We start from the raw sequence: 11557 nt of genomic DNA, 5'->3' as shown, positions 1-11557 counted from the left end.
GGCGGGCCACCGCCTTGGCCACGTTGCCGAAGGAGATGAGGCCGATGGTCTGGCCGTAGAGGCGCGGGATGTCCTTGAAGTAGGGCCGGCCCTCCGCCCACTTGGCGTCCACCGTGAGCTGGTGCATGAGGCGGAGGCGCCGGTGGGCGGCGAGGAACATGGCCATGGTGTGATCGGCCACCTCGTCGATGAACACGTCGGGCACGTTGGTGACCACGATGCCGGCCTCGGTGGCAGCGTCCACGTCCACGGTGTCCGCCCCCACGCTGCCGAGCCCGATCACCTTGCAGTTCCGGAGCGCCTTGATGATGGCGGCGCTGATGCGGCGGTTGCGCGCGATGACCGCGTCGGCGTCGTGCGCGGCCGCGATGAACTCTTCCTCGGTCTTCGCGGGCACTTCGACGATCTCCGCCCCGATGGGCTCGAGCGCCTCGCGCTCGATGCTGTACGTGGAATCGGCGAGGTCGTAGGTGATCCCGCCGGCGGGCTTCTGGACGACGACCTTGAACTTGCCTGGCATGCTCCTGCTCCTTTGCGAATCGGGGATGACGACGCGGCTCGACTACTCTAAGTCTCCCGCCCGCGGCTGTCCAGATGCCGCGGGCGAGGGCGTCCGGCTCACCACATGACCACGCCGCCGCAGATGTTGATGGACTGGCCGTTGATGAACGCGCCGGCGGGCGAGCAGAGGAAGGCCACGAGCCCCGCGACTTCTTCGTCGGTGGCGGCACGCCCTACCGGGATCCGCTCGAGGTGCTTGTGCCAGCCCTCGCCCCGGCCCAGCACGTCCATGCGCGCGGTGGCGATGGTGCCAGGGCACACCGCGTTCACCGTGATGCCGTGGCGGGCGATCTCCTGGGCGAGCGACTGGGTGAGGCCCTGGATTCCGAAATTGGCCGCGTTGTAGGCGGCGGTGTGGGGGCTCCCCCGCTTGCCCGCGATGGAGGAGATGTTCACGATGCGCCCCCACTTCTGCTTCACCATCAGGGGCACGATCTGCTTGCACGCGAGGAAGGCGCCGGTAAGCTTGATGTCGAGGACTTTTCGCCAGATCGTCTCATCGAGGTCCGGGAGCGGCACGCGGTCGTTCCCGCGCGGATAGGCGGCGTTGTTCACGAGGATGTCGATGCGCCCGAACGCATCGACCGTCGACTGGACCAGTCGCTGGATGGTGTCAGCCCGGCTCACGTCGCCCACGAAGGTGAGCGCGCGGCGGCCCGCCCCGCGGATTTGCTCCGCGGTGCTCTCGACGTCGCGCCAGCCGATCTTCTTCTCGTCCTCGGGGTACGTGGCGGGATCGCGGCCGGTACCCGTCACCACCACATCGGCGCCCAGCCCGGCGAGGGCGAGCGCGCTCGCCCGCCCGATCCCCCGTAGCCGTCCCGCGCCCGTCACCAGCGCCACCTTGCCGTCGAGTGAGCCCATGTCGAGGTCCTTTCGCGCCGCGGGATCAGATGAGGGGTGAGCAGTACTGCCGGAACGCGCGGAAGTGGGGCACGTTCACGCCGCACAGGGGCGCGGGACGGAAGCGGCAGTCCTCCAGGTCGAAGCGAATCACGCCGGGAGCGGTGGGATCGTTGGGGTCGTAGACGGTGAGCTCCACGGTGTCACCGAGATCCTCGTAGGCGTAGGCGAGGACGGAGTGGTTGAGCCCCACGCGGGGAAAGTCCGAGATGAAGAGCTGGGTGGGGCGCCCCGCCTGGAGCTCGCTCACGATCTCCGCGGCGACCCGCGCCTGGTGCACGCGGGGATGCGGATAGACGATGCGCCAGTTCGAGACGCGGACCATGCTCCAGAAGCGTCGGGAGAGGCCGGCCTTGACGGCGCCTTCCAGCTCGCGCGTGAGGTCGTGCAGGCACGCGAAGCCCGGGATCACCACGCGCGCGTCCGCCGGCAGGGGCGCGAGCCAGGGTGCGCGCCGGGTGATGCGCCGCACCCGCTCCGTGTAGGCCTCGGGGGCCAGGCGCGGCAGGGCCGGCTCGAAGCGCGCGAAGCGCTCGAACTGCACCACCGCCCGCGCCATCACGAAGCACCAGTTCGCGTAGAGGTCCGGCTTGCCCCGGTGGTGGATGCGGCTGTCGTTCCGGAACGCGAAGGTGTCGACGCCGAACCGCAGCGTGGGAGGGGGGACGGGGCGGCGCAGCAGCAGATCGAGCGGCGGCACCCAGTGCCAGAGGGTGGTCGCGAGTCCGATGGAAGCGGGGATGAGCACGAACATGAGCAGGCACGAGGTGATCATTCGCCGGGGGCATTCTACCCCAACCGGGCGCCGCCAATTCTTGACCTTCCGCAGCGAGGGCGCTAACGTGGCTCGCTGCGATCACGCGCATCGACAGGGAGGCCGCGCGCCCCATGCCCGCACTCGTCATGGCCATCGTCACCACTCTCGGGATCGGCTTCCTCGTCTACGACGGAAGCCAGGACATGATGGCGCTCGGGGCCGTCGCGGCGGTCGGCGCCATCGGCATCGGCCTGATCTTCTGGGCGCGCAGCGGGGCCGCCGCCGAGGCCGGCAGGCTCCGGGCCGCCGCGAACGTGCGCGACACTCGCATGAGCAGCCTGCAGGCGGAGGTCGAGCGGCTCCGCGACGACCTCGTGCAGGCCAGCGCGAAGCAGCGCGAGACCGATGAGCGTGCGCGCACCGCCGCCACCACCGCCGCCGAGCGCCAGAAGCAGCACGAGAGCGCGATGCGCGAGAGCCGCGCCGAGCTGGAGCGTGCGCGCAGAGAGCTCGAACTGGCGCGCCGCCAGGCCACGCAGACCGCCGCGGCGCCCGCCCCTGCCGCGCCGCCGCCCGTTTCCGCCGCCCCATCTCTGGCGCCCGCGGCGCCGCCCGCGCCCCGCCCCACGCCGCCGGCGGCCGCACCACCCGCACCGCCGAGGCCGGCTGCCGCCCCCGCCCCACCGCCCGCACCGCCGAAGCCGGCTGCCGCCCCCGCCGCGCCACCCGCACCGCCGAAGCCGGCGCCCGCCCCCACCGCGCCGCCACGCCCGACGGCACCGCCGCCGCCCGCGCCCGTGGTCGAGCGCCCCGCGCCGGAGCCCGCGGTCGCCGCGCCGCCCATGGTCAAGCGCGAGCCCGATCCTCCGGCCGGCGCGGCAGTGGGCACCGTGCTCCTGGTGGACGACGATCCGAGCTTTCTCTTCGTCGCGGCCAACATCCTGCGCCCCGCCGGCTTCCGCGTGATCGAGGCGGAGAGCGGCCAGGCGGCGCTGGATCAAGCAGGTGCCCAGGCGGCCCAGATCGACCTCCTGGTCACGGACATGATGATGGCGGGCATGAACGGGCGGCAGCTCGCCCAGCGGTTCACCAAGCTGCGTCCCGGGGTGCGCGTGCTCTACGTGTCGGGCATCGTGGACGAGGGCAGCGCGCGCGAGGCCATCGAGGGCGAGGAGGCGGACTTCCTCGCCAAGCCCTTCGAGGCCGACGCCTTCATCGCGAAGGTGCGCGACCTGAGCCGCGCCCGCCGCTGACCTTCAATCGAGCAGGCGCGGGTCGAGGGCGTCGCGCACGGCGTCGCCGACGAAGTTCAGCCCCACCACCGTGAGGAACAGCGCCGCGCCCGGCCCGAACGCGATCCAGGGCGCCTGCTGGAGATAGCCGCGCCCGGCATTGATCATGCTCCCCCACGACGCGGCCGGCGGCTGAATGCCGAGCCCCAGGAAGGAGAGCGAGGCCTCGGCGAGGATTGCGAACGCCACGCTCAGTGACGCCTGCACCACGATGGGGGCCAGCGCGTTCGGCAGCACGTGGGTCACCGCGATGCGCCAGCCCGTCGCCCCGAGCGCGCGCGCGGCATGGACGTACTCGCGCGCGGTGATGCTGAGAACCTGGCCGCGCATGAGCCGCGCGAAGGTCGGCGTGTAGACGACCCCGAGGGCGATGACCACGCCGGTGAGTCCCGCGCCCAGCACCGCGCCGAGGGCGAGGGCGAGCACGAGCGGGGGAAATGACAGCACGGCGTCCATGCAGCGCATGACGAGCCCGTCGGCGCGGCCGCCGGCGTAGCCGGCGACGAGACCCAGCACGCCGCCCACCGTCATCGCGATGGCCACAGAGACGAAGCCGGCCACCAGCGACACCCGCGTGCCCCAGATCATGCGGGCGAGCACGTCGCGACCGACATTGTCGGTGCCGAGGAGGTGGGCCCGGCTCGGGGGGGCAAGCGTGTGGCCGAGATCCTGCTTGAGGGGATCGTGCGGCGAGATCGTCGGCGCGAAGATCGCCACCACGAGCGCGGCCAGCAGGACGGCGACACCGAATGGCGCCAGCCGCGCGCCCGCCGCGCGCCGCAGCGCGCGCCACCGCGGCGAGGTCACCGGCGCCGCGGCGGGGACGCGCGCCGTCGCGCCCTCAGCGAGGCCGGATCCGGGGGTCGATCCAGCCATAGAGGAGATCCACCGCGAGATTGCTCAGGATGAAGCCCACCGCGATCAGCAAAACAACGCCCTGCACGAGGGGATAATCGCGGGCGAACACCGCGTCGACGACGAGGCGGCCCACGCCGGGCAGCGCGAACACGTACTCCGTGATCACCGCGCCGCCGATCAGGGTGCCGAGCTGGAGGCCCAGCACCGTGACCACCGGGATCAGCGCGTTCTTGAGGACGTGGCTCCGGATGACCGCGCCCTCCGAGAGTCCCTTGGCCCGCGCGGTGCGGACGTAGTCTTCCGCAAGGGCCTCGAGCATGCTCGCCCGGAGGGTCCGGGTGACCACCGCGGCGAGGGCGAGCCCCAGCGTCACCGCCGGCAGCACGAGCGAGCGGAGCCCGTCCCACGGTTCCTCCAGCGGATCGACGTAGCCCGAGATGGGCAGCCAGCGCAGCCTCACCCCGAAGAGGAAGATCAGGAGGAGGGCGAGTAGGAAATTCGGCATGCAGATGCCGAAGAGGGCGAAGGTTGCGCCGGCACGGTCCACCGGCCCGTTCCGGCGCGCCGCGGACAGCACGCCCACCGGCACCGCGATCAGGAGCGAGATGGTCATGGCGAGGCCGGCGAGCTGCAGGCTCGGCCGGATGCGGCGGCCCACGTTCTCGATCACCGGCTCGCGATTGCGGATGGAGCGGCCGAGGTCGCCCTGCAGCACGCGGCCCATCCAGCTCACGTACTGGAGGTAGAGCGGCCGGTCCAGCCCCAACTCGCGCCGGAGATTCTCCTTCACGGTCGCGTCCACCGACTCCGCCATCATGGCGTCGATGGGATCGCCCGGCGTGAGGTGAATGAGCAGGAAGACGCCGCCGCTGACGAGGAGGAGCACCGGGATCGTCGCCAGCAGGCGGCGCACGACGAGGCGGCCCACGTGGGAGCGCGCGCTACTTCAGCCAGACGTCCTTGAAGCGCATCATGCCATCGGGAACCGGGTCGTAGTTCTGGACCCGCGGCGAGAACGCCTTCGGCTCGATGGGGTGGACGATGAACACCATCGGCAGCTCCTCCTGGAGGAGCCGGGTGAGCTGGCTGAAAAGCCGCTTGCGCTCGGCCTGGCTCGACGCCTCCCGCGACTTGTCGAGGATGGCGTCGATCTCCTTGTTGGAGATGCCGGACCAGTTGAGCGAGGTCCCCGGCGTGGTGCGGAAGAACTGGTACGTGTTGCCGTCGGGGTCGGGGCGCCCACTCCACTGGTAGCTGATCATCTCGAAGCTCTTCGAGTTGCCGTCGGACAGGAGGGTCGCCGAGTCCACCAGCTTGATCTTCATGGTGATGCCGGCCTCGGCGAGCTGCGCCTGGATGACTTCCGCCTCCTGCACGTTGATGGGGATGTTGTTGGTGGTCATGGTGAACGTGAAGCCGCCGGGCTTGCCACCTTCGGCGAGCTTGGCCTTGGCTCTCGCGAGATCCCGCTTGATGAACGAAATCGACCGGTCGTACGCCCAGCTCGTGGGCGGGATGGGCCCGTTGGCGGGCACCCCCACGTTCAGCCACACGCCCTTGACGATCTGCTCGAGGTCGAGGCTCAGCGCCACCGCCTGACGGAGCGCCTTCACGTCGAAGGGCGGCCGGATGTGATTGAGCTGATAGGCGAAGTCGGCGAGCGACGGCACGTCCAGCACCACCACGTTCTTGTCCGCCTTCACCGCGGCGACGTCTCGAGGCTGCACGTAGTCCATCACGTGGATCTCGCCCGCCTGGAGGCTCTGGAGCTTGACGGTGTCGTCGGGGATGGGCCGGTAGCGGATCTGGTCGAGATAGGGGCCCCCCTGCTTGTTCCAGTAGTTGTCATTTCTCTTGATCGACAGGTGGTCGTCTTTGACCCACTCGACGAACTGGAAGGGGCCGGTGCCCGCGCCGGTGGCGTTCCGCTCCAGCTCCGCGCCGCGCTCCCCTATCGCCTTGGGCGACACCATCATCCCCGCGCGGTCCGTCAGTGTGGCGGGAAGCGCGGCATCCGGACGCTTGAGGTTCATGCGAATCGTGTAGGCGTCGACGACGTCCACGGTGTCGATGCTCGCGGTCTCGCCCTTGCGCACCGACTTGGGCTCCGTCTTCATGCGGTTGAAGTTGAACTTCGCCGCCTCCGCATTGAAGTCGGTGCCGTCGTGGAACCTCACGCCGCGCCGCAGCTTGAACACGAGGGTCTTCGCGTCCACCAGCTGCCACGACTCGGCGAGCCCGGGCTTGATGCCGAGGTTCGTGTCCAGGGTGAGGAGCGGCTCGTAGATGTTGTGGTAGATCTGCCGGTCGATCTTGCTGCCGGACAGGTGCGGATCCATCGTCGCCGCCTCGATGTAGAAGCCGACGCGGAGGGTCCCGCCCCGCTTCGGCGCGGTCTGCGCGCCGGCGGTGCGGACGGCCCACGGTGCGGTGAGGCCGCCCGAGGCCAGCGCGCTCCAGCGCAGGAAATCGCGTCGAGTGACCGTGACGTGCTCGCGACGGCGTGGGGTCAGAGACATGCGCGCTCCTTTTGGGGGCCGGATGGCCTCACATCGGCGGGACCAGCTTGTCGCGGCCCACCAGCACGCTGGTCGTGGTGATGGTGCCGTCCGGCAAGCGGGTTCCCTGGATGAAGATATGGGCGCCCGGAACGAGCTGGGAGATGTGGCCGATGCCGAAGGTCACCACGGGGGCCGCAGCCGGGACGTGGACGACGGCCTCCCCTCCCTTGTACTTGAGCGTGAGCGTGCGCCCGTCGCCCTTGGCCTCGACCTGGGCCACGGTGGCGTTGGTCATGGTGCTGTCGGGGGTGAGATCCCAGGGACTGTGGCCCTCGGCGCTGCCGCGCGCGAAGACGGGGAAGATCAGGACCTCCTGCGCGCGGAAGCTGCCGTCGGCGCGGCGTAGCGCCGCGGTGCCGACGTAGTCACCGACCTTCACGTCGGTGAGCTTCGCCTTCTTGACCTCCATCAGCGCGTAGTTATCGGCGAGGCGCACGGGGACGGTGGTGCCCTCGCGGGATTTCACGGTGAGGATCTGGCCGGTGAGATCGACCACGGCGCCGCGGACGCGGACGGTCGTCTGGGCGAAGGCGACATTGACCAGCACCATCACGAGAGTCACACACGGCCACGCGATCCAGCGCACGGGCCCGATCATAGCGCGGAGCGCCAGCCCGCGCACGGGCGGCCGCGCCCGGCCCGCCTGCGGTATCCTCCAGGCCGAGGAGGTGCCTCATGATCGATCAACGTCCGTTCGGGCGCACCGGCCACCGCAGCACCGTCACCCTGTTCGGCGCCGCCGCCCTCGCACAGGTCAGCCAGGCCGACGCCGATCGCGCCCTCGAGCTGCTGCTCCGCCACGGCGTCAACCACATCGATACCGCCTCGCGCTACGGTGACTCGGAGCTGCGCATCGGACCGTGGATGCCCCGGCACCGCAAGGACTTCTTCCTGGCCACGAAGACGGGCAGCCGCACCGCGGCCGCCGCGCGCGAGGATCTCCACCGCTCGCTTGAGCGCCTCCGCGTCGACCACGTGGACCTGATCCAGCTCCACTCGCTCGGGCATCCCGACGACTGGGACCAGGCGATGGGGTCGGGCGGCGCCCTCGAGGCTCTGGTGGACGCGCGCACGCAGGGGCTCGTGCGCTTCATCGGCGTCACCGGTCACGGCTGGACCATCCCCGCCATGCATCGGCGCAGCCTCGCCCGCTTCGACTTCGACTCGATCCTCCTCCCCTGGAACTACTTCATGGCGCAGAACGAGCGCTACCGGCAGAGCGTGGAAGAAGTCATGGCGATCTGCCGCGAGCGGAACGTGGCGGTGCAGATGATCAAGACCATCGCGCGCGGCCCGTGGGCCACCACCGAGCGCACGCACGCGACCTGGTATCAGCCGCTCGAGCGTCCCGCGGACATCGCGCGGGCCATCCACTGGGCGATGGGGGTCCCCGGCGCGTTCATCAACACCGCCGGCGACCTCTCGCTGCTCCCCACCCTACTGGAGGCGGCGGGCCGCTATGCCGGTCGTCCGCCGGACGAGGAGATGCTGGCGATGCAGGGGACCGCTCGCATGACCTCGCTCTTCGGGCTGCCCACGTGAGCGCGGTGGTCTTCAGTCCTGCCGCCCGCGCCTTCCTGGAAAGCAAGGAGGTGGTGACGCTCGCCACCACACAGCCCGACGGCTCGCCGCTCGCCATGGCGATGTGGCTCCTGCCCGAGCCGGACAGCATCGTGATGATCAGCGTCGACGGGCTCGGCAAGGTGCGGAACCTGCAGCGCGATCCCCGGGTCTGCGTCCTCGCCGAGGCGGGCACGCGCGGTGACGCCCGCGGGGTGGCGGTGCAGGGCCGGGCCCTGTTCCTGCCCGAGGGCGAGGAGCGTCGGCGGCTGGTGGAGCGGTTCCTGAAGCGCTACGACCCCGATCTCGCCCAGTACTGGGGCGGCTATTCGATGCCCGCCAACCGGGTGATGTTCCGAGTCGTGCCGCGTCGAATCCGGAGCTGGGGGCTCGGAGAGGCCTAGGCCGCCCGCCGTCGCCGCGCCAGCGCCACGCCCAGACCCACCAGGAGGAGGGCCGGCGGGGCCGGCACCTCGACGACGTCCTGAGTCAGCGTCATCAGCACGAGGAGATGATTGATCCGGCCCTCGGCGGTGATGATCTGGCCCTCGCTGAGGTCGTCCGGGCTGGGGATGTCGCAGCGGGCGAGGCTCGTGTCGCTCGTATCGCAGCTCGTCGAGAAGCTCAGCGTGAAGGACTCGCCCCCCGCCGTGAAGTGCAGGCTCGCGAACGTGCCGAGCGGGAACGTGAAGAAGTCGTCGCAGGCCGTGCCTGAGATCTGCTTGGTCGGGTCGCACGGCGCCGTGTTTGGCGTCTCGTGGAACTCTACCGGGACATTGTCCTTGCTCACAACTACGGGGGTCACGCCATCGAAGAGGCTGAGCACGGAGAAGATGTCCACGTGCTGGAGGTCGGGCGCGGTGATGGCCTGGTTCCGGTGGAAGATCTCGCTCACCACCACGGTCTCGCCGACATTGATGGAGCCGCCATGACCGATGAACTGGAGCGCGCTCTTGTCGGAGTTGGGACCGCTCCCGGGAATCGCCGTGAAGGACGGGGCGAGGGAGAGATTCGGGATGACACCCGCGTCAGAGCCCCGGCCCCAGGCGATGATGCTGTAGGTGTTGAGGCCGCCGGGAAGCCCCGCCGAGCCGTCGGTCGTCGAAACCGCCGGGCCGAAGAACTGGATGCCGTCGAGTGCCGAAGGGCCGGGGCTGCTTGTCTCGGTACCGCGCACGAAGCCACCCACTTGGGTGAAGGTGAAGGCCTGCGCGCTCGCTACTAGCGTGAGCGAGACTCCGAGAGTACCGGCCACGGCCAGCAGCTTCTTGGACCAGTCGACGATCATCTCGAACCTCCCCGGCCGCCCGTCTCATGAACGCGGTCCAACGGACACCTGCAGAACATGCACTTCAGGTTCCATACCATGTCGTCGAATTCTTATATTTTAATTACTTACGGCCCGACAGAAATGATCCAGTCCCGAAACTGTAATGATCACCGACAGTGCCGTGTGGATAATCACCCATAGAGGCCTGGGCAAGTCAGGCATCTGCGGACTTCAGGCTTTCCAGCGGAGGAGGGACGGTCGGCGGCGCTGCCCTTCGCAGCGCCGCCGAGCGCGACGTGAAGGGACCCTACTTGAGCGGCGAGAACGCCGACGGCATCACGATCTTCGTTTCCTGGGTGATGAGCCGCCCTCCGCCGCCCGGCGGAGGCCACACGCCCTTCTTCCGCGCCTCCTCGCGAATCTGCATCCGCTGATCGAGGCTCGAGTAGGCCCAGATGTGCACGAAGCCGTTCGCGGTGCCGAGCTCGACGCCGCCCGCGAGCACCACCGGCGACATCTTGATGCGCTCGGGCAAGGCACCTTCCCAGCCCTTGGCGGTGTCGGGGAGCATGCCGGCCTTGAGCGTGTAGTAGCGGATCTCGAAGAACGGGCCCATCTTGCCGGGCTGCACCTCGGGCACGAAGGGGAACGGCGTCACGATCTCGGACTTCATCGTCTGGATGAACTCCGAGATCTTCGGCGGCCAGTTGGAGTCCTTCGCCGCCTCACCACGGATGCGCGCGCGCTCGGCAAGATCGCGATAGCCCCAGACGTGGATGATCTCGTTGAGAGGCCCGATCTCGGTGTGCCAGAAGGCGGTCAGCTCGGAGTACTTCTTGCGGTGCTCGTAGCCCTCGCCGAATCGCTTCTCGACCTCGGCGAGGCTTCCCGGAGTGATGCGATACGTCCGGATCTCGTAGATCACGCTCGGCTCCTTTCGACGTAGAAGAGGCGCGCGCCGCGCCGGGCCCCCATCGGCCGGCAGGGCGGTCTCATCGTAGCCGAACGGCCGCGGCAGGGCCAGAGGCCCTGCCGCGAGGTGACTCAGGTCCGAGCGCGATCGATCAGCTGCGTTCTTCGTGCACCGCCGGCGGCGCGGGCGTGCCGTCGGAGTCCGAGCGCTGCTGCTGCCGCTCACGCCACTGCTGCATGCGCGCCATCATGAGGCTCTTGAGCTTCGCGCGCTGGTCGGCGGTGAGCTGGGCCTTGCCCTGCTCGTCGGCCCGGAGCCGCGCGATCTTGCCGTCCGCCCGCATCTTTTCCATGTCACGGATTTTCGCTTCGACCTTGGCCATGTCCACGGGGTCGGCACGGCGGAGGGTCATGAGATCCAGCCCGGCGATCTGCATGTCGGCCCGCCGCTGGATGGCCGCCCGCATCGTGTCGGTCTGGAGCTTCCGGAGGGATTCGACCTGCTGGGGGTTCAGGCCGAGCTCGGCCTGGTGGCGAAGGGCGATGCCGGCATAGGTCGGCATCCGCCGGTGACGCATGTAGCGCTGCCAGCCGTGGCGCTGAGCCTGACGGTACTGGCCGGGGGCTTGCGGGCCGGGCGCCGGGGCGGCCTGGGCCAGCACCACCCCATTGTCCGCGAGGGGTGTGGCGGCGGGGGTTTCGGAGGCGGCGGCCGGCACGGCCAGGCCGAGGCCCAGCGCCAGCGCTGCGAGTGTCTGTGTGGTCTTCATGTCGTATCCTCCCTACCCCTACTGACGAGGGAGCCCGGTCATCCGTTGACGCCCCTATTGACCTGGCGTCGCGCGGAGCGCAGGCTACGGTCGATCGAGGCCGAGCCCTCCTA

Annotated in this window: 13 protein-coding genes; 3 read left to right on the top strand and 10 right to left on the bottom strand. The window is 69.7% G+C overall.

Features of this window, described 5'->3' with window-relative positions:
• The 3 genes from VFX14_15425 to VFX14_15415 all read right to left on the bottom strand — a co-directional run.
• On the bottom strand, positions 1–520 hold a 520-nt coding region (locus VFX14_15425), incomplete at its 3' end, for a C-terminal binding protein (protein HEU5191074.1).
• 98 nt (positions 521–618) lie between these two features.
• Positions 619–1425 carry an SDR family NAD(P)-dependent oxidoreductase gene (locus VFX14_15420; protein ID HEU5191073.1) on the bottom strand — a complete coding sequence of 269 codons (807 nt, stop codon included), beginning with the start codon at positions 1423–1425 and terminating at the stop codon, positions 619–621.
• Between the two features lie 25 nt (positions 1426–1450).
• A complete protein-coding gene (locus VFX14_15415) occupies positions 1451–2239 on the bottom strand; it encodes a hypothetical protein (GenBank protein HEU5191072.1) in 789 nt (262 codons plus the stop codon).
• Positions 2240–2352: 113 nt separating this feature from the next.
• Here VFX14_15415 and VFX14_15410 point away from each other — a divergent pair, with 113 nt between their 5' ends.
• On the top strand, positions 2353–3474 hold the full coding sequence (locus VFX14_15410) for a response regulator (GenBank protein HEU5191071.1): 1122 nt from the start codon (positions 2353–2355) through the stop codon (positions 3472–3474).
• 3 nt (positions 3475–3477) lie between these two features.
• Here VFX14_15410 and VFX14_15405 read toward each other — a convergent pair whose 3' ends face one another.
• The 4 genes from VFX14_15405 to VFX14_15390 are packed head-to-tail and all read right to left on the bottom strand — an operon-like array spanning position 3478 to position 7518.
• On the bottom strand, positions 3478–4389 hold the full coding sequence (locus VFX14_15405; GenBank protein HEU5191070.1) for an ABC transporter permease: 912 nt from the start codon (positions 4387–4389) through the stop codon (positions 3478–3480).
• Entirely contained in the window at positions 4355–5299 is a 945-nt protein-coding gene (locus tag VFX14_15400; GenBank protein ID HEU5191069.1) for an ABC transporter permease, read from the bottom strand. Before VFX14_15400 ends, VFX14_15405 begins: the two co-directional genes overlap by 35 nt.
• Positions 5300–5312: 13 nt before the next feature.
• On the bottom strand, positions 5313–6890 hold the full coding sequence (locus VFX14_15395; GenBank protein HEU5191068.1) for an ABC transporter substrate-binding protein: 1578 nt from the start codon (positions 6888–6890) through the stop codon (positions 5313–5315).
• Positions 6891–6918: 28 nt separating this feature from the next.
• Entirely contained in the window at positions 6919–7518 is a 600-nt protein-coding gene (locus VFX14_15390; protein ID HEU5191067.1) for a hypothetical protein, read from the bottom strand.
• 89 nt (positions 7519–7607) lie between these two features.
• Between VFX14_15390 and VFX14_15385 the strand changes: the two genes are divergently transcribed.
• The gene (locus VFX14_15385; protein ID HEU5191066.1) at positions 7608–8474 is read left to right on the top strand and encodes an aldo/keto reductase; all 867 of its coding nucleotides are present in this window, start codon (positions 7608–7610) and stop codon (positions 8472–8474) included.
• Positions 8471–8896 carry a pyridoxamine 5'-phosphate oxidase family protein gene (locus VFX14_15380; protein HEU5191065.1) on the top strand — a complete coding sequence of 142 codons (426 nt, stop codon included), beginning with the start codon at positions 8471–8473 and terminating at the stop codon, positions 8894–8896. Before VFX14_15385 ends, VFX14_15380 begins: the two co-directional genes overlap by 4 nt.
• On the opposite strand, the gene VFX14_15375 is transcribed toward VFX14_15380, so the two are convergent.
• The 3 genes from VFX14_15375 to VFX14_15365 all read right to left on the bottom strand — a co-directional run bounded on the left by VFX14_15375 (position 8893) and on the right by VFX14_15365 (position 11444).
• Positions 8893–9780, bottom strand: coding sequence for a THxN family PEP-CTERM protein (locus VFX14_15375; protein ID HEU5191064.1), 888 nt, complete (start codon positions 9778–9780; stop codon positions 8893–8895). The genes VFX14_15380 and VFX14_15375 overlap by 4 nt on opposite strands.
• 289 nt (positions 9781–10069) lie before the next feature.
• The gene (locus VFX14_15370) at positions 10070–10687 is read right to left on the bottom strand and encodes an NIPSNAP family protein (GenBank protein HEU5191063.1); all 618 of its coding nucleotides are present in this window, start codon (positions 10685–10687) and stop codon (positions 10070–10072) included.
• A 139-nt stretch (positions 10688–10826) separates the two neighbouring features.
• Entirely contained in the window at positions 10827–11444 is a 618-nt protein-coding gene (locus VFX14_15365) for a hypothetical protein (protein ID HEU5191062.1), read from the bottom strand.
• Between the last annotated feature and the right edge of the window lie 113 nt (positions 11445–11557).

It is taken from the genome of Candidatus Methylomirabilota bacterium, assembly GCA_035764725.1.
Taxonomy (GTDB): Bacteria; Methylomirabilota; Methylomirabilia; order Rokubacteriales; family CSP1-6; genus DASRWT01.
The sequence above is the reverse complement of the archived record's forward strand: the minus strand, read 5'-3'. Positions and strand labels throughout refer to the sequence as shown.